The 17,722-nt window shown below is 68.2% G+C and carries 15 protein-coding genes; 6 read left to right on the forward strand and 9 right to left on the reverse strand.

Annotated features, from left to right (window positions below; all coding sequences use genetic code 11):
* Positions 1-3: 3 nt before the first annotated feature.
* Positions 4-750 (reverse strand): ABC transporter ATP-binding protein, encoded by a 747-nt coding sequence (locus HHX31_RS09140; RefSeq protein WP_311931703.1) that lies wholly within the window; start codon positions 748-750, stop codon positions 4-6.
* A gap of 180 nt (positions 751-930) precedes the next feature.
* On the opposite strand from HHX31_RS09140, the gene HHX31_RS09145 reads away from it, so the two are divergent.
* Together HHX31_RS09145 and HHX31_RS09150 are read left to right on the forward strand one after the other, a co-directional pair.
* Entirely contained in the window at positions 931-1,584 is a 654-nt protein-coding gene (locus tag HHX31_RS09145) for a response regulator transcription factor (RefSeq protein ID WP_169946972.1), read from the forward strand.
* Complete coding sequence (locus HHX31_RS09150) at positions 1,581-2,675, forward strand: HAMP domain-containing sensor histidine kinase (protein WP_169946974.1); 1,095 nt, start codon at positions 1,581-1,583, stop codon at positions 2,673-2,675. The genes HHX31_RS09145 and HHX31_RS09150 overlap by 4 nt, the downstream gene beginning before the upstream one ends.
* A 231-nt stretch (positions 2,676-2,906) precedes the next feature.
* Here the strand turns inward: HHX31_RS09150 and HHX31_RS09155 are convergent, their stop codons facing one another.
* The 8 genes from HHX31_RS09155 to HHX31_RS09190 all read right to left on the reverse strand — a co-directional run bounded on the left by HHX31_RS09155 (position 2,907) and on the right by HHX31_RS09190 (position 11,446).
* Positions 2,907-4,142 carry an iron-containing alcohol dehydrogenase gene (locus HHX31_RS09155; protein ID WP_169946976.1) on the reverse strand — a complete coding sequence of 412 codons (1,236 nt, stop codon included), beginning with the start codon at positions 4,140-4,142 and terminating at the stop codon, positions 2,907-2,909.
* 1 nt (position 4,143) lies between these two features.
* Positions 4,144-4,347 carry a hypothetical protein gene (locus HHX31_RS09160; protein ID WP_169946978.1) on the reverse strand — a complete coding sequence of 68 codons (204 nt, stop codon included), beginning with the start codon at positions 4,345-4,347 and terminating at the stop codon, positions 4,144-4,146.
* Complete coding sequence (locus HHX31_RS09165) at positions 4,344-5,792, reverse strand: NAD-dependent succinate-semialdehyde dehydrogenase (RefSeq protein WP_211589405.1); 1,449 nt, start codon at positions 5,790-5,792, stop codon at positions 4,344-4,346. Before HHX31_RS09165 ends, HHX31_RS09160 begins: the two co-directional genes overlap by 4 nt.
* 318 nt (positions 5,793-6,110) lie before the next feature.
* The gene (locus HHX31_RS09170) at positions 6,111-7,184 is read right to left on the reverse strand and encodes an ABC transporter ATP-binding protein (protein ID WP_169946982.1); all 1,074 of its coding nucleotides are present in this window, start codon (positions 7,182-7,184) and stop codon (positions 6,111-6,113) included.
* Complete coding sequence (locus HHX31_RS09175) at positions 7,184-8,251, reverse strand: ABC transporter ATP-binding protein (protein ID WP_169946984.1); 1,068 nt, start codon at positions 8,249-8,251, stop codon at positions 7,184-7,186. The genes HHX31_RS09170 and HHX31_RS09175 overlap by 1 nt, the downstream gene beginning before the upstream one ends.
* Complete coding sequence (locus HHX31_RS09180) at positions 8,251-9,162, reverse strand: carbohydrate ABC transporter permease (RefSeq protein ID WP_169946986.1); 912 nt, start codon at positions 9,160-9,162, stop codon at positions 8,251-8,253. Before HHX31_RS09180 ends, HHX31_RS09175 begins: the two co-directional genes overlap by 1 nt.
* Complete coding sequence (locus HHX31_RS09185; protein ID WP_211589406.1) at positions 9,162-10,028, reverse strand: carbohydrate ABC transporter permease; 867 nt, start codon at positions 10,026-10,028, stop codon at positions 9,162-9,164. Before HHX31_RS09185 ends, HHX31_RS09180 begins: the two co-directional genes overlap by 1 nt.
* An 80-nt stretch (positions 10,029-10,108) precedes the next feature.
* Positions 10,109-11,446: an extracellular solute-binding protein gene (locus tag HHX31_RS09190; protein ID WP_211589407.1), complete on the reverse strand. Its 1,338-nt coding sequence runs from the start codon at positions 11,444-11,446 to the stop codon at positions 10,109-10,111.
* 482 nt (positions 11,447-11,928) lie between these two features.
* Between HHX31_RS09190 and HHX31_RS09195 the strand changes: the two genes are divergently transcribed.
* The 4 genes from HHX31_RS09195 to HHX31_RS09210 all read left to right on the forward strand — a co-directional run bounded on the left by HHX31_RS09195 (position 11,929) and on the right by HHX31_RS09210 (position 17,686).
* Entirely contained in the window at positions 11,929-12,672 is a 744-nt protein-coding gene (locus tag HHX31_RS09195; RefSeq protein ID WP_169946992.1) for a GntR family transcriptional regulator, read from the forward strand.
* Between the two features lie 86 nt (positions 12,673-12,758).
* Positions 12,759-13,328 (forward strand): DJ-1/PfpI family protein, encoded by a 570-nt coding sequence (locus tag HHX31_RS09200; RefSeq protein ID WP_169946994.1) that lies wholly within the window; start codon positions 12,759-12,761, stop codon positions 13,326-13,328.
* Between the two features lie 54 nt (positions 13,329-13,382).
* Positions 13,383-13,610 carry a hypothetical protein gene (locus tag HHX31_RS09205; RefSeq protein ID WP_211589408.1) on the forward strand — a complete coding sequence of 76 codons (228 nt, stop codon included), beginning with the start codon at positions 13,383-13,385 and terminating at the stop codon, positions 13,608-13,610.
* 209 nt (positions 13,611-13,819) lie between these two features.
* Positions 13,820-17,686, forward strand: a complete 3,867-nt coding sequence (locus HHX31_RS09210; RefSeq protein WP_169946996.1) for a ThuA domain-containing protein — start codon at positions 13,820-13,822, stop codon at positions 17,684-17,686.
* Positions 17,687-17,722: the final 36 nt, after the last annotated feature.

A 17,722-nucleotide genomic window follows, 5' to 3' on the forward strand; every position in this document is an offset into this window, starting at 1 on the left:
CGGTCAGTCCTCCAGCCCGGCGAGCACGCCGACCTGACCGGTGGTGCCGCCGGTCAGCCGGCTCTCGTCCACGAGCGCGCCGTCGCGCATCGAGAACTTCCTGTCTGCGGTGGCCGCGATCCGCGCGTCGTGGGTGACGATGACCAGCGTTTGCCCCGACTCGTGCAGGTCCTTGAAGAGCTGGAGGACGTCCAAGGTGGCGGCGCTGTCCAGGTTTCCGGTCGGTTCGTCAGCGAGGACGACCAGCGGCTCGTTGCTCAGCGCCCGGGCGACCGCGACCCGCTGCCGCTGGCCGCCGGAGAGCGCGGAGGGCAGGAACCGCGCCCGGCCGGCGAGCCCGAGCTGATCCAGCAGCTCCTCCGCGCGCCGCCGTGCGACCCGCGGCGAGCGTCCGGCCAGCAGCGCCGCCAGCTCGACGTTTTCCACGGCGGTGAGCTCCTCCAGCAGGTGGAAGGACTGGAAGACGTAGCTGACGTCGGTCCGCCGCATCCCGGCCAGGGCCTTCTCGCTGATGTTGTCGATGCGCCGGTCGTTCAGCCACACCTCTCCAGCCGAGGGCCGATCCAGCCCGCCGAGCAGGTGCAGCAGCGTCGACTTTCCGCAGCCGCTCGGTCCCATGATCGCTACCATCTCCCCCGTGCTGACGTCGAGATCGACGCCGTCGACGGCGCGCACCAATCCTCCCCCTTCGCCGTGCTCCTTCCTTAGCCCGCGGGCGCTCAGTACGGGCGTGCCGGCGGTATTGCTCACGATCCACTCCTTCGATGGGTCCACTCTCAAGCGGGAGCACGATGCCTTCGGCGGGGCCGCCACCAGGACGGCCGCACAGAGGGCTCTGATCATGGCCGCTAGCGTGGCCTGAAGCGGCTTACACGGTCGTGAACGGATCCGTTAACGCCACTGAGACTCCGGTTCCAGTAGGAATGTCGGATGCGGATTCTGGTGGCCGAAGACGAACGAGATCTGGCTGATCTCGTGGCGGTGGGGTTGCGCCGCCATGCCATGGCCGTCGACGTGGTGTACGACGGGGCCGCCGCGGTGGAGCGGCTGGCGGTGCACGACTACGACGTTCTCGTGCTGGACCGGGACCTGCCTGAGATCCACGGCGACCTCGTGTGCAGTGAGCTGGTGGCGCGCGGGAGCCGTACGCGGATCCTGATGTTGACGGCGGCGGCGTCGGTGCCGGAGCGAGTCGCGGGTCTCGGGATGGGGGCCGACGACTACCTGCCCAAACCTTTTGACTACACCGAGCTGGTCGCACGAGTGCAGGCGCTGGGGCGGCGCAGCCAGTCGCAGGTGCCACCGGTGCTGACGCGGCACGGGATCGTGCTCGACAGGCACCGGCTGCAGGCCTCGCGGGACGGGCGGCACCTGCATCTGTCACTCAAGGAGTTCGCCGTCCTGGAGGTGCTGATGAGGGCGGACGGCGGGGTCGTGAGCTCCGAACGGCTGCTTGAAGAGGCCTGGGACGAGAACGCCGATCCGTTCAGCACGGTGGTGCGGGTCCTGGTCAGCCGCCTGCGGGCCAAGCTGGGGGACCCGCCGTGCATTCAGACCGTTCCTGGCGCGGGATACCTGCTGTGACGACGATCCGGGTACGGCTCACGCTGATCTACTCCGGACTGTTCCTACTCACCTCGGTTGTGCTGCTGGTCACGGTCAACCTCCTGCTGCGTCGGACGCTGGACGCGCGGATCGGCCGGCTGTCCGGCGGAGGGGCGGCGCCGCCCCGGGGCGTGCCGAACGATCGGCTGCCACAGCTGCCCCAACTGGTGAACACCGTGATCGGCTACCAGTGGCAGGTGACCGTGCTGACGGTCGGGGCCCTGACACTGGTCTCGTTGGCCGTCGGGTGGTTGCTCGCCGGGCGGATCCTGCGGCCCATCCACCGGATCACCGCCACCGCGCAGCGGCTGTCCCTGTCGACACTGCACGAACGGATCGCGCTCGCCGGGCCGAAGGACGAGCTGAAGGAACTGGCCGACACCTTCGACGCGATGCTCGACCGGCTCGAACGCTCCGTCGAGGGGCAGCGGCGGTTCATCGCGAACGCTTCCCACGAGTTGCGGACTCCGCTGGCCGTCCAGCGGGCGGCGATCGAGATCGGGCTTCCCGAGGACGTCGGCGAGATCCGCGGCACGCTCCTGCGCCACAACCGCCGCGCGGAGAACCTCATCGACGCCTTGCTGGTCCTGGCCCAGGCGGAACACGGCCTGGACAACAGGAGTCCGGTGGCGGTGGACCAGGTGGTACGGCGCGTCCTGGCGGAAAGAGATGCGGACGGCGTCAGTGTGACGGGGCAGGCAGAGCCGTTCGTCGTCGATGGGGACCCTGTCCTGCTGAGCCGGCTCGTCACCAACCTCCTCGACAACGCGGTCCGCTACAACCATCCCGGCGGAACCGTTGAGGTAACGCTCTCTCATGGGGTTCTGGCGGTCCGTAACACCGGCCCGCACGTGCCCCAGGAACGTTTCGGCGACCTCTTCAAGCCCTTCCGACGGCTCCACACGACTCCTGGACAGGGCGCCGGGCTCGGATTGTCGATCGTCGCGGCGATCGCGAAGGCCCACGGGGCCGACGTACGAGCGAACCCCAACCCGGGCGGCGGGCTGGAGCTCGTCGTGGTTTTCGCGAGATCGGAAGATGCATCCCCTGCAGGAGGAACAGCGGACTGACCCCCGAGCAGTACGCCGCGGTGATGGACCGCTGGACCACCGCAGCCGCGGCCACCTGGAACCGGCACCTGTCCGCTCTGGTCTCCTTCACCACCTGGGCCCAGCGCCGAGAACTGCTCGTCGCCAACCCGGCCTGCGCCCGGAGCGCCGCAAGCCCGCCCGCCGCGGCGACCGCGCTATCCCGCATCGAAGACCTCGACCGGGTAACTCGTCGTCGTGTGAAAGGCCCGACTATCTCTGCTCGGGAGTCAGGACGTTTCGGGTCCGGTCCCCGCTCCAGGCCGCTTCGAGGATCGCGGTCAGGCTGTCGGTGTCGGTCGGGCCCGGATGGTTCTGGATCAGGCGGGTGACGCCACTGGCCATCTCCGCGAAGCGCGGGAGGTCGGCGCGTGCCACGCCGATGTCCGCCAGGCTGCTGGGGATGCCGATGTCGGCGAGGAGCCGGTCGAGCCAGGTGAGGAACATGTCCGCGGCCTCGGCATCCGAGGCGCCGGTCACGTCGAGCCCGCACACCCGGGCGAGGATGGCCAGCCGGTCGCTGATGGCGTCCTTGGCCGCGTCCAGCGCGTAGGGCAGCAGCAGCCCGACGCCCAGGCCGTGCGGCGTATGGGTGGCTGCGCCGATGGGGTACTGCAGGGCGTGCGGAGCCGCGTTGCCGGCGTGGGAGAACGCGAGCCCGGCCAGCATGGACCCGTAGGACATGTCCGCGCGGGCGTCCTTGTCGCCTCCGTCCCTGACGACATTGGGCAGGCTGCGGGCGATCCGCTCCGCGGCCAGGAGCGCGTAGTGATCGGTGACCGGGTTGCGGCCGAGGAAGACCTGCTCCACCGTGTCGCGCGGTCCGTACGCCCGGGGTCGCGCGGTGTAGCTCTCCACCGCGTGACAGAACGCGTCGATGCCGGAGTGGGCGCTGACGGTCGCAGGGCAGGTGTAGGTGAGCTCGGGGTCGACGATGGCGAAGTCGGGCACGATGTGGACGCTGGAGACCCCGACCTTCAGCTCGCGGTCCGGGTCGGTCAGCACCGAGACGGGCGTGAGCTCTGAGCCGGTGCCTGACGTCGTCGGGACCGCGACGAGAGGAATCGTCGGCCCCGGCACCCTCGACTCGCCGTAGAAGTCGCGCGGCGTCCCACCGTGGCACCGGATGACGCCGACGATCTTGGCGAGGTCGATCACCGTGCCACCCCCGATGGCGAGGATCACGTCGGCGTCCACCTCCGCGGCGGCCGAGACGGCCAGGTCGACATCGGAGAGCGGCACGTCCGGAGTCGCGTCGGCGAACACCCCGACGACCGCCACCTTCTCCCGTACGGCGGCCACGATCTCGGCCACGCCCGGCTGCTCCAGAAGAACCCGGTCGGTCACGATGAGGACGCGCGAGCCACACTCGGCCACCACTCGTGGGATGTTCTGCGCGACCCCTTCGCCCACAATCAGCTGGCGTGGTCCGCGGACGGTCTCAAGCATGTCAGTGCCTCTCTGGAACGTCGGCGGTGATTTGCTGGGCGGACGGCCAGGTCACGTGCGAGACCGGGACGGCGTCGCCATGGTTGGCTGCCGGGTGGCGCAGGCGCGCGCCGGGCTCCCGGACTCGGTCGCGCCCGGGCGCCCACGGGTCCATCGCGATGAAGACGTCGCCCTTGGCGGGCGCCCGGAGCAGCGGACCGGTCACGGTAGGTCGATCGCCGCGTAGGTGACGTCGAGGTACTCGAGGATGCCCTCGTGCGACCCCTCCTTGCCGATCCCCGACTGCTTCACGCCTCCGAACGGAGCAGACGGGTCCGAGATGAGGCCACGGTTGATGCCGACCATCCCCGTCTCCAGCCCTTCGGTGAACCGGAGCGCCCGCTGGAGGTCACGGGTGAAGACATATCCGACCAGGCCGTGCTCGGTGTCGTTGGCCTTCGCGATCACCTCGTCGTCGGACGTGAACGAGATGATCGGCGCCACCGGGCCGAAGATCTCCTCCTCGAGGATCCGCGCGTCTTCTGGCACGTCGACGAGGACCGTAGGCGGGTAGAAGTGGCCGGGCCCATCAAGACGTTCGCCGCCCACCACGACACGGGCGCCGCGATCGACCGCGTCGGCGACCAGCTCGTCGATCTTGGCGACCGAGGGCTCGTCGATCAACGCGCCGACGTCCACGCCGTCGTCGAGACCATGGCCCACCGAGAGCGCGGCCATCCGCTCGGCGAAGCGCGCCGTGAACTCCTCGCGCACCGGCTCCTCGACGTAGATTCGGTTCGCCGCGATGCAGGACTCCCCTATGTTGCGCATCTTGGCCACCATGGCGCCGTTGAGCGCGACGTCCAGGTCCGCGTCCGCGCACACGATCAGGGCCGCGTTGCCGCCCAGTTCCATCGAGGTGCGCAGCACGTTGTCCGCCGCCTGGCGTAGCAGCACGCGCCCGACCTCGGTCGACCCGGTGAACGAGAGCTTGCGGGTCCGACGGTCGGCCAGCAGCGCTGAGACCACCTCGCCGGAACGCTTGGTCGTCACGACGTTGACGACGCCCGGGGGAACGCCGACCTCCTCCATGATGCGGGCCAGGAACAGCATGGTGAGCGGCGTCTGGGCCGCCGGCTTGGTGATCGTCGTGCAGCCCGCCGCCAGCGCAGGAGCGATCTTGCGGGCGCCCATGGCCAACGGGAAGTTCCAGGGCGTCACGAAGACGCACGGCCCGACCGGCTTCGGCACGGTGAGGATGCGATAGCCACCACCGGGAGCGGTGTTGTAGCGCCCCTCGATGCGCACCGCCTCCTCGGCGAACCAACGGAAGAACTCGGCGCCGTAGGCCACCTCTGCCCGAGCCTCGGCGAGCGGCTTGCCCATCTCGAGCGTTATCAGCCGGGCGACCTCCTCGGACCGCTCGGTCAGTGCCCGGTACGTCGCGGTCAGCAGCTCTGACCGTTTGCGCGGCGGGGTCGTCGCCCACTCCGCCATCGCCTTGCTCGCCACGTCCAGAGCGGCGAGCCCGTCGGCGACGCCGGCGTCCGCCACCTCGGCGATGGTCTTGCCGGTGGCCGGGTCCTCGACGGCGAAGGTGGCTCCGCTGGCGGCGTCGCGCCAGGCGTCGCCGATCCGCAGCCGACGGTGCTCGGGGGCCAGGACGTTCATGGGGTCAGTCAAAGCGTCGCCTCCTGTGATGTTCTTGGTGATGTCCTGCGTGACCTCGGCGATCGCGCCACGCGCGTCGGCGAACGGGTCACACGACCTCGTCGGGACCGAGGTCGCCGAAGCGGGTCGGAAGCGGCCTTGGCCCTGACCGCAGGGCGACGCCCCGCGCCACCGATCGCCTTGTCCGGCCATGGCCGCTTCGGCGTCGTCAGGCCGTGCTCACCGGTGACGGTCCGCCGAGGCTCGATCGCCACGTGCGGGCGCCTGCTGACGTCGCCGCCCTGTGCGGTTACCTCCCGGGGGCTACCTCCTGGGCGGCTACCTCCCGGCCTCGGACAGCGCCAGCCCGGTGCCCGCGTCGAACAGGTGCGCACGGTCCAGGTCGACCGTGACATGCAGCCGCTCGCCCGGCGTACCGGTGACGGTGGGCCGGGCCTTGACCTTGATGATCTCCGTGCCCACTCGGACGTCGACCACCGTTCGGTCGCCGAGCGGCTCAAGCCCGTAGAGCTCACCCGCCAGCGACGCGTCCCCGCGCTGCTCGACGGACAGGTCCTCTGAGCGCAGCCCCAGCATCAGCGGACGACCGTCCTCAGCCGTGGTCCAGCGGGGCCGCGGCAGCGTCCAGCCGTCCCCGATCAGACGATCTCCCTCGGCGCGGCAGGCGAGCAGGCTGATCGGCGGGCTCCCGACGAAGCCCGCGACCCACTGGTTGGCCGGGCGCTCGTACACCTCTGTCGGCGTTCCGACCTGTTGCACCTTCCCCTCCTTGATGACCGCGACCTGGTCGGCCATGGACAGGGCCTCGACCTGGTCGTTGGTCACGTAGATGAAGGTTCCCCCGAGGCTCCGGTGGATGCGGGTGAGCTCGGTGCGCATCTCGACGCGGAGCTTGAGGTCGAGGTTCGTCAGCGGCTCGTCCATGAGGAACGCGCGCGGGCTGCGGACCAGCGCCCGGGCCAGGGCGACACGTTGCATCTCCCCGCCCGACATCTGCGCGGGACGACGCTGCAACAGGCGTTCGATGTGCAGCAGGTTCGACATCCGCTCGACGGCGGCGGCGATCTCGCTCGAAGAGCAGCGGCGTGCCCGCAGCGGCGACGCGATGTTCTCGTACGCCGTGAGCCGCGGGTAGAGGGCGTAGCTCTGGAAGACCATGGCCAGGTCGCGTGCGGCCGGGGGGTCACCGGTCGCGTCCTTCCCGTCCAGGTGCACCGACCCGGCGTCGAGCTTCTCAAGGCCGGCGATCGCTCGCAGGGTCGTCGTCTTGCCTGCCCCGGAGGGCCCGAGCACGACGAAGAACGAGCCGTCCGGCACGTCCAGCGTCACCCCGTCCAGGGCCTGGACCTTACCGAAGGACTTGCGCAGCCCTTCCACTGCCACGGTTCCCATCAGGCCACCAGCTCTTCCGTGCTCACGTCGTAGACCGGCGGCGGCCCGCCGGTGTGCCGCAGCCCGACCGGTGCGTCAGCGGCGAAACGGACAGTCGGTGGCATCCGAACCCGTACTTCGCGCTGGCCGCCGTGGTCGACCACGTAGATGATCTCGTCGCCCAGCCACTCCGCCGAGACCACGCGGGCCGCGACCGAGCGTTCCGCCCCCTGCTCTGTGACTTCCAGCGCCTCCGGCCGGACGCCCGCGACCAGGCGACGGTCGCGCGGCAGGCCTGGCGGTGGGGCGAGGGTCAGCCCGCCCTGACTGCGCAGCTTCCCGTCGGCCACCTCCACCTCGATCAGGTTCATCGGCGGGGAGCCGATGAACGCGGCGCAGAAAAGACTCGCCGGACGGTCGTAGACCTCCAGCGGCGTGCCGATCTGCTCGACGCGCCCCTTGTTGAGGATGGCGATCCTGTGACCGAGCGACATCGCCTCGACCTGGTCATGGGTGACGTAGACCATCGTCGTCCCCAGCTCCCCCTGCAGGTGCTTGATCTCCGTGCGCATGTCCGCACGCAGCTCCGCGTCCAGGTTGGTGAGGGGTTCGTCCATGAGGAACGCGCGCGGTCGCCGCACCAGGGCGCGAGCGAGCGCGACGCGCTGCTGCTCGCCACCGGACAGCCGGTGCGGTCGCCGGTCCAGGAGCGGACCGAGCCGCATCAGCCGGGCGGCCTCGTCGACCCGCTCCTGCACCTCCGACTTGGGCAGGCCCTCGGCCCGCAGCGGGAACGCCAGGTTGTCGCGGGTCTTCAGATGCGGGTACAGAGCGTAGAACTGGAACACCATGGCGATGTCGCGCTCGGCCGGCGGCAGGTCGTTGACCAGCGTGTCGCCGATGCGGATGTCGCCCGTCGTCTGCCTCTCCAAACCGGCAATGGCCCGCAGTGTGGTCGTCTTGCCGCAGCCCGAAGGGCCGAGCATCACGAACAGCTCGCCGTCGCGGATGGACAGGTCCACGTGTTCGACCGCGACCGTCCCGTCCGGGTAGCGCTTGTGCAGGGCGGTCACCTCGATGCCCGCCATCAGCGTCGCACCGCCCCGAGCGTCACACCGGCGACGAGGTGCTTGCGCACCAGGTAGGCGAAGATGAGCACCGGCAGGGCGAACACCAGGGAGGCGGCGGCCACGAGACCCCAGTCCACAGTGGTTCCACCGATGAGGCCGGCGATGGCGGGTGGGGCCGTCCGCACGCCGTCGCTGGAGGTGAGGAAGATGGCGAACACGAACTCGTTCCACGAGAAGATGAGTGCGAAGACCGCCGTCGCGGCGATCCCGGGCAGGAGCAGGGGAAGGGTGAACCGCCAGAACGCCTGCAAACGGGTGTAACCGTCGAGCATGGCGGCATCCTCGTACTCCGAGGGCACCTCGTCGACGAACCCCTTCATCATCCAGATCGTGAACGGGACGTTGAACGCGGCGTAGATGAGGATCAGGCCCAGCTTGGAGTCGATGAGTCCGACTTGGCGGTACATGAGGAAGATCGGGATCACGACCACCACAGGCGGCATGAAACGGGTGGACAGGATGAAGAACAGCTGGTCCTTCTTGGCCTTCACGGAGAAGCGTGAATAGGCCCAGGCCGCCGGGACACCCAGCACGGTGGCCAGCGCCGTGGAGACCCCGGCGACAAGGACGGAGTTGAGGAACGCCGCGGACAAGGCCGAGCGACCGCCGCCCGGAGCGACGAACACGTCCTTGAAATGGTCCATGGTGACCGTGAAGTTGAAGAACTTGGCCGGGATGGCGTAGACGTCCCGGTTCTCCTTGATGGACGTCTCGATCATCCACAGCACCGGGAACAGCATCACGACGGCCAGCACGGTCAGTAGCACGACCTCCAGCACGGAGCGGCCCCGGCCACCGAGGCGGCGCGCGGAGGGCGTGCGATCCCGGGCAGGACCTGTGGCCACGGCCTCGTCGACGGAGACGGCCATCAGTCCTCCTTGAGCTTGTTGAGGTAGCGCAGGTAGAGCTGCGTGAGGATGATGACGATGAGGACCATGAGGATCCCGTACGCCGAGGCGGTTCCGGTGTTGAAGCCCAGGAACGCGACCTTGTAGACGTGGAACGACAACGTCTCCGTGGAGACCCCCGGACCTCCGCTGGTGAGGATGTAGACGAGGTCGAACAGCCGGAAGGCCTCGATGGCCCTGAACAGCACGGCGATGAGGAGCAGCGGCCACACCAGCGGAAGAGTGATGGTGCGGAACCGGAACCACTCGGACGCCCGGTCGATCGAGGCGGCCTCGTACAGGTACTTGGGGACCGCGGTGAGGCCGGCGAGCGCGATGAGCATGATGAACGGCGTCCACTGCCACGTGTCGACCACGATCAGGGAGAACAACGCCGTCTGCTGCCGGGTGAGCCACTCCACCTGTCCCAGGCCGAGCGAGCCGAGCATGCTGTTGATCACGCCGAACTGCGCGTCGAGCATGAACCGCCAGAACAATCCCACCACGACCGGCGACAGCATCATCGGAATAAGGAACAGCGTGGTCAGCAGTCCTCGCCCGCGCGTACGCCGTGAGATCAGGTAGGCGATGGTGAAACCGAGCACGGTCTGCAGGGTGACCGCGCCGACCACGTAGATCAACGTGGTCAAGGCCCTCAGGTGGACCTGCTCCGAAGCCAGGATGGCGGTGTAGTTCCCGAACCAGACGAAATGGGCGGGCCCCCCGCGGGTGGCCGAGTAGTCGGTGAACGACAGGTACAACGCCCACAGCAACGGGAACACCGACATCGCGAGCAACAGCAGCAACGCCGGAGAGATGAAGGCCACGGCGAGCCAGCGGTCGCTCAAGTGGCGGGACCTGCCCGGTGCAGGCGGCGTCGCGGACGCCGCCTGCCCGGGGTGGTCCGTCGTCAGAGAGACGGGGTCACTCACAGTCCGCCGCCGCCCTTTTGGCTGCTGGAGTCGAGCACGGCCTGCTGCTCCTTTGCGATGTCGTTGAGCGCGTCCTGCGGACTCTTCGCGCCGTTGAGAGCCGCGTTGACGTTGGTGTTCTCAATGTCGATGAGGCGCGCGTACTCGGGGACGTTCCACATGTCCCGCATCCGCGAGACCGAGTCGGCGTACACCTTGTTGAACGGCCCGGCGTTGAGGAACTCGGGCGACTCCAGGGCGTCCGTACGCGCCGGCACGCCACCGGCCGCGGCCCACTTCTTCTGGATGTCCGCCTGCTCGAACCACTTCATGAAGTTCAGCGCCTCCGCCTGCTTCTCCTCGGAGGAGTAGGCCGAGACGTGCATCCCCATGCCGCCGAGAGGCACCAGGTTCGTCTTCTGGCTCGGCAGGGTGGCGAAGCCCAGCTTGCTGAGAATCTCCTCCTTTGTGGTGCCGAGCGTCGACTCCTTCGGGTCGAGCAGGGCGCCGCTCGCGGCGATCCAGTTGAACGCGATGCACGCCTTGCCCTGGGCGACCGCCGCGTTCACCTCGTCGATGAACCAGTTGCCGGAGCCCTTGGCGGTCAGCGGCTTCATCTTGTTGACCAGGACGTCCATCGCCTCCTGGCCCGCAGCGTCGTTGAGGACGCCCTCGATCTTGCGCGACTTGGCGTCCCAGAGGTTGCCGCCGTAGACGCCGTTGACCGTGTTGTAGGTCACGGCCGCGGCGTCGGAGCCGTTGGCCTGGTGGAAAGCCAGTCCGCTGACGCCGGGGTTGTCCGTCTGGCACTTCTCGGCGACGGAGATCATCTCGTCCCAGGTCTGCGGCGGCGTGTCGCCGATCAGATCCTTGCGGTAGATCATCGTCCAGGTGTCGCCGAGCAGCGGCAGGCCGTACAGGCTGGCGTTCTCGTCACGCTTCCCGGTCTCCGCCTGGGGGAACTGGCCGTAGGCCGCCAGGAGGTACGGGTTGTAGGCGTCGACTTCGATGTTCTGCTTGACGAAGTCGGTGATGTCGAGGATGTTGCCGTTCGTCACGGCCTCGCCGATGTGCTGCGAGTCCAGAATCGGGATGTCGAAGTCGGTCTTGTGCGCTGCGAACTGGGTGAACATCGCGTCGTGCCAGTTCGCGTTCGGCACGGTGTTGACCTTGATGGTCACGTTCGGCCGTTCCTTGGTGTACTCCGCGTTCGCGAAGGTCTCCAGGGCGTGGGCGGGGGGCCAGTCGAACCAGATGAAGCTGAGGGTCAGCGGGTCCTTGGTCAGCTCCGGGATGGTCGCAGGCGCCTTGGGGGCGCTCGCATTCGTGCCCTCGTCCCCCCCGCAAGCCGCCATGGAGGTGACCACCAACATGGCCGCCGCCGCAAGTTGCGCCGTTCTACGGGGAACGGACAGTCGTCCGCTTCGCTTCGGATACCGCATCTTCTTGCCTGCTTTCTGAGTGGGGGGCTCTGGAGCCTTACTGCGCGCTTCGCCGAGCAGTTGCTTGGGGGGTGTTAAGGCGTGTTGCCGGCTGTCGCAGGGGCTGACCCGCAGACCGGCGTCACGAGTACGCCGCGACGTAATGGGGCTTCTAGCAGCCGAGAGGTCCTGCGGCCCTTGTGTGGCCCGGTGACGAACCGAATAGGACCTCGAGCATGCTCATAGGAGCTCCAACTGATCGAAGCGGAGCGATGGCGGGCGGTTTCGCAATGGGTGGAGGATGGCTGGCATCCGCCACCTTTCCTATACGATCCGAGTGGGGGCGTCAACATCCCGCAGCGTTGCGACCGATGTCAACAGGTTCCCGTATGCCTAAGAAAGGACCTCACGTCAGGATGGACGACGAAGTGATGATCGCGCGGCGCCGTGGGGCCATGACGGGCGGAACGCCGCGGGGAAGATCTCGCGGCCGGCTTGCCGACGAGGTGTACGACACGCTGCTCGGACAGCTGATGTCGCTGAGGATCGAGCCCGGCTCCCGCGTCACGATCGATGTCCTGGCGCGAGAGCTGGGGGTCTCGCAGACGCCGATCCGAGACGCTCTGAACCGCATGGAGGCCGAGGGCCTGGTCGTTCGTGTGCCCCATGCCGGCTATCGCATTCCCCCCCAGATCACCCGCCAGCGATTCGAGGACATGCTTGAGCTCCGCCTGCTCCTCGAGCCGGCGGCGGCGCGCAGATCCGCGGAACGCGCATCGTTGAAGCAGGTGGAAGGCCTGCGGCGAATGCTGGATGAGATGGCGGAGCTGGAGGGGGGCGACGGGCTCATGGCCTACGGCGCCTTCGGGCTGCGCGACGCCGCCTTTCACGATCTCGTCGCCCTGAGCGCGGAGAACCAGGTCATCCGCGAAGCGCTCGCCCGCCTGCACACGCACGTGCACCTGTTCCGGCTTCTCCACGACACCCAGGTCACTCACTTGGCCATGGCCGAGCACGAAGCGGTTCTGGCCGCGATCGCCGCACGTGACCCCGACGCCGCCGCCTACGCCATGCGCCGGCACATCCTGCTGTCCGGCGAGCGGTTCCGGCGATTGTTCGACGAGGTCAAGGGCGCTGACGGAATGGCGGTAAAGGCTTGACGGGTGGGCCGGGCCGAGGAATGCTGACTCAACCGGATCAGATCCGATCGGATTCATCTCAACCGCCCCAGATCGAGGAGAAGTAGGTGCCTAGAGCACTGCTCCTTACCGGCGACGCCGCCGAGGAGCTCGACACCATGTATCCCTACTACCGCGTGCAGGAGGGGGGCTGGGACGTCGACGTCGCGTCACGGACGATGCGTGACGTTCAGCTGGTCATCCACGAGTTCGACCCCAACTCCGACGCCTATGTGGAGAAGAACGGCCGCAAGCTGCCGGTCGACGTGCCCTGGGCCGAGGTCGACGTCGAGCGCTATGACGCTCTCATCATCCCCGGGGGACGCGCCCCGGAGTGGATCCGGGTCGACCCCGACGTCAGGCGGATCACCGAGCATTTCTTCGCGCGCAACCTCCCGATCGCGCTGGTGTGCCACGGCGCGCAGGTGCCGGCCGTGTACGGGCTGCTGAAGGGCCGGAAGACGGCGTGCTTCCCTCCCATCACCGGTGACATGGAGAACGCGGGCGCTACCGTCATCGACGCTCCGGACGTCGTGGACGGCAACCTCGTCTCCTGCCGCGGATGGCCCGACATGCCGCAGTTCGGCCGGGTGATGATGGAAGTCTTCTCCAAGTCCATCAACTCCGCATCGGCATGAGCACACCTGGCCGGGCTCGGTGACTCGATCCTGGCCAACCTGTTCAACCCGCGAGTGATCGTCATCGGAGGCTGTTTCGCCTCGCTGGCCCAGTGGCTGCTGCCACACGCACAAGACCAGCTGCAACGGCTCGTGGTAGCCGCTCCAGCCGCCCAGTACCGATTCGTCGCCTCCAGGCTCGGCTTCGGCGCCGCCTCCCGTGGCGCGGCGAGCGTGGAGATCAACCACATCATCGACGACCCGACCATGATCATGGGTTTACCCAGGCCGGCACCATACTGACGGCCCCACAGACCTGGAGATGGCACCCTCCAGCAACCGCAATATCCGGTATCGCCAAGTGGCAACAAGCGTGGCGGCGCGCGCCTTGCCTGACCTCCCCCCAGTCAGGAAGGTTTTTCATGTCACCGCATCATCGAACGTGGGCCAGGCTGCTCGACGCAGCCCCGCCAGAAAACAGACGACGCCCGAGACGTCGCACCGCGACCACGATGGCCTTGGCCCTCATCGCCCCTTTCATCACGCTCCTCGCGACCCCGGTGAGCTCCGAGGCCGCCACGGCGGCCTCGGCGGCCAAGCCCGATTTCAAGGTGCTCGTGGTGCGCAGCACCCAGAACGCAGTGTCGTCGGCCGGCCTGGACGCGATCCGGAATGCGGCCAAAACCGGTGATTTCACGGTCGTGGCGCCCGCGCCCGCTGGCGTGGGCTCCCATTTCACGGAGAAGAAGCTGGAGCAGTACCGCGCGGTCGTGTTCTTGGACACGGGTGTCGCGAGCCCGCTCACGGACGCGCAACGCGCGAACTTCGAGAGCTACTTCCGCAAGGGCGGCGGCTTCGTCGGCGTCGGCTCGGCGGTCGAGACCGACGAGTCCTGGTCGTTCCTGACCGACCTCCTGGGGACGCGTGCGTCCGGCAGGACCGACGTGCAATCGGCAGACGTGAAGGTCGCCGACCGCGTCCACGACGCGAGCAAGGATCTGCCGCAGTTCTGGTCGCGGACCGACAACTGGTACAACTTCACGAAGAACGTCCGCGGTGTGTCACACGTCCTCGCCACCGTCGTCGAGGACCCGTTCGGGCCGCAGCCGCAGGGCGCCGACCTCGACGGGATCGCCGGGGGCACGATGGGCGCCGATCACCCGGTCTCGTGGTGTAAGGACTTCCAGGGCGGCCGCTCGTTCTACACCGGCCTGGGCAACACGGCCGCGAGCTTCGACGCCGGCCTCACCAAGCACCTCAAGGGCGCGATCGGCTGGGCCGCGGGCCAGGCCGACCCGGTCTACAGCGACTGCGGCGCGACCGTGCTGGCCAACTACCAGCAGACGAAGATCGGCTCGCCGCCGAACCTGCAGGAGCCGATCGGCTTCGACCAGCTGCCGGACGGCCGCGTTCTGCAGACGGACCGCCTCGGCTCGCTGCGCATGCACGACTCGACCACGGGCGTCACCACGGTCGTCGCCAACTTCGCCGACACGAGCCTGCCGATGACGCAGCAGATCTACTCCGCGGGCGAGGACGGGCTCTATGGCCCGGCGGTCGACGCCAACTTCGCGACCAACAAGTGGGTCTACCTCTACTACTCGCCGAAGCAGGTCACCGACGTCAAGCTGAGCGACGGATCGGTCGTCACCCAGACCACGCCGAACACCAATCCGCCGAACGTGGCGGCGTCCAAGACCGCGTGGGATCCGTACGTGGGCTACTTCCAGCTCAGCCGCTTCAAGTTCGTCGACGCCACCGACAGCACGCCGGCGCACCTCGACATGGGCTCCGAGCAGCAGATCATGCGCGTGCCGGTCAACCGCCAGGAGTGCTGCCACGTCGGGGGCGACATCGACTTCGACAAGCACGGCAACCTCTGGTTGGTCACCGGCGATGACACGCCCGCGGGCGGCATCAACGCCGGCGGCTACGGGCCGTTCAACTCGCAGAAGACCGACGAGCAGCAGACCGTGCGCGTCACCAACGCGACGGGCGGCACGTTCACGCTGACCTTCGATGGCCAGACGACGCAGCCGATCGCGTGGAACGCGGATCGCGATGCGATCGACGCGGCGCTCGAGGCGCTCCCGAACATCGAGGCGGATGAGATCCAGACCAGCGGCGGCCCGGTCAACACCTCGAACGTCAACGTGTTCTTCCGCCGCGGCAAGCAGCAGTCCGATCAGCCGCAGATCACCGCCGACGGCGCCGGCCTGACCGGCACCGCCACGCCGGCGATCGCCACCAACACGGCGCAGGCGGGCGGCTGGTATCAGCGGCTCACCGGTGACGCACGCCGCACCGCGCTGAACACCAACGACCTGCGCGGCAAGGTGCTGCGGATCAAGGTCAAGGACGGCAACATCTCCGCCGCCGACGCCAACAAGGTCAACTTGGGCTCCGGCACGGGCGCCTACTCGATCCCGTCGGGCAATCTGTTCCCGCTGGTCGCGGGCGCGCCGCAGGACAAGACGCGGCCGGAGGTCTACGCGATGGGTTTCCGCAACCCGTTCCGGATCCAGGTCGACGAGAACGACGTGGCCTACGTCGGCGACTACTCGCCCGACGCCCAGACACCGCAGCGCTCGCGCGGCCCGTCGGGCACCGGCCGCTACGAGATCGTGCGCAAGCCGTCCAACTACGGCTGGCCGACGTGCTACAAGCGCGACCTCGCGTACTACGAGTGGAACTTCCACGAGTTCGCGCCCGGCACCACCACCGCGGGCACGCCGCTGAACAACCCGGCTCAGAAGTTCGACTGCGACGGGCCGACGCAGCGCAACGACTCGCTGTGGAACATTGAGGGCGGTCCGACGGTCGAGCCGGGCCTGAGGGACGTCCCGCCGGTCACCGACCCGGACATCTGGTACTCCTACCGCGACAACAACACGAGCACGCCGCTCGGCACCCCGTGCGAGGCCGGCTACGCGCCGACCCCGGGCCCGATCGCGCCCGGCTCGACGACCGAATGCCCGCGGCTGTTCCCCGAGCTCTACACCGGCGGCGTCGGTCCGCACGGGGTCACGAAGTACCACTACGACCCGGAGAACCCGAACCCCAACAAGTTCCCGCCGTACTACGACGACTCGGTGATCATCAGCGAGTGGACGCAGGACACGCTGCGCGAGGTCAAGCTCGACAAGCAGACCAACCACGTCCAGAAGATCAACAACTTCCTGGATTGCGGCAGCCGTGCGAACGCCGGGGCAGGCAGGTTCAAGTTCGAGTGCGACAACCCGATGGACTTGCAGTTCGGTTCTGACGGCGCGTTCTACCTGCTGACCTACGGCAACGGGTTCAACGTCATCAGCCCCGACGCGGGCATGTACAAGTGGGAGTACGTCAAGGGCAAGCGCGCGCCGAAGGCCGTGCTCACCACGGACCGCACCGATGGCGGGACGCCGCTGACCGTGAACTTCTCCAGCGCCGGCTCGCTGGATGAGGATCCCGGGGACTCGATCCGCTACGAGTGGAACTTCGGCGACGGCTCGGCGATCGAGACCGACCCGAACCCGGCACACACCTACACGCAGTCCGGCCGCTACACGGCCGTGCTGACCGTGCTCGACTCGTCCGGCCAGCACACCTCGACCAGCACCGTGATCACCGTGGGCAACACGAGCCCGAAGGTGGTCGTCAATACCCCGGTGGAGGGCGGGACGTTCGAGTTCGGCGACGACATCCCGTTCTCGGTCACGGTCACCGACCCCGAGGACGGGACGGTGAATTGCTCTGAGGTGCAGGTGACGTTCGTGCTCGCCCACGACGAGCACGGCCACGCCGAGGAGTCCGTCAACGGCTGCTCTGGCGTGCTCCACACGATCGCCGACGACGCCTCACACGGCGGCAACGTCTCCGGCGTGATCCAGGCCCGCTACACCGACCACGGCGGTCCGGGCGGCGTCCCAGCGCTGACCACGACCGGCCAGCACCAGATCCGCCAGAAGCACCAGGAGGTGGAGTTCGTCGTCAGCCAGTCCGGCACCAACACGGCGACCAACACCGACGGCGGCGCCGGCGTGCACCGTGGCAGCCTGGGCTCGGGCGACTGGCTCCAGCTCAACGGCCCATTCAACCTGACCAACATCGATTCGGTCACGTTCCGCGTGGCGGACGCGGCGAACAACCGCACGCCCGGGTCGCCGCTGGCGGCGATCGAGGTCCGTCAGGACTCGATCAACGGACCGATCCTGACGACGGCCAACCTCGTGTCCACCGGCGGGACGGGAACCTGGACGAGCCAGACGTTCCCGGTCTCGATGTCCGGGACGCATGAGCTTTTCCTGGTGTTCCGCTCGGTCACGGGTGGCTCCACGGGCGGCAACCTGTTCAACCTCAACTGGGCCGAGTTCGTCGGCACGGGCGTCGGCAGCTAGCGAACCCGTCCGTACAGCGGCAAGAGAGAGAAGACA

Source organism: Microbispora sp. H11081, assembly GCF_012999535.1.
Taxonomy (GTDB): domain Bacteria; phylum Actinomycetota; class Actinomycetes; order Streptosporangiales; family Streptosporangiaceae; genus Microbispora.

Coding starts and splice junctions, on each gene's coding strand:
- HHX31_RS09145 (WP_169946972.1), top strand. CDS start 931: ATGCGGATTCTGGTGGCCGAAGACGAACGAGATCTGGCTGATCTCGTG.
- HHX31_RS09155 (WP_169946976.1), bottom strand. CDS start 4,142: ATGCTTGAGACCGTCCGCGGACCACGCCAGCTGATTGTGGGCGAAGGG.
- HHX31_RS09165 (WP_211589405.1), bottom strand. CDS start 5,792: ATGAACGTCCTGGCCCCCGAGCACCGTCGGCTGCGGATCGGCGACGCC.
- HHX31_RS09170 (WP_169946982.1), bottom strand. CDS start 7,184: ATGGGAACCGTGGCAGTGGAAGGGCTGCGCAAGTCCTTCGGTAAGGTC.
- HHX31_RS09175 (WP_169946984.1), bottom strand. CDS start 8,251: ATGGCGGGCATCGAGGTGACCGCCCTGCACAAGCGCTACCCGGACGGG.
- HHX31_RS09180 (WP_169946986.1), bottom strand. CDS start 9,162: ATGGCCGTCTCCGTCGACGAGGCCGTGGCCACAGGTCCTGCCCGGGAT.
- HHX31_RS09190 (WP_211589407.1), bottom strand. CDS start 11,446: ATGGCGGCTTGCGGGGGGGACGAGGGCACGAATGCGAGCGCCCCCAAG.
- HHX31_RS09195 (WP_169946992.1), top strand. CDS start 11,929: ATGGACGACGAAGTGATGATCGCGCGGCGCCGTGGGGCCATGACGGGC.
- HHX31_RS09210 (WP_169946996.1), top strand. CDS start 13,820: ATGGCCTTGGCCCTCATCGCCCCTTTCATCACGCTCCTCGCGACCCCG.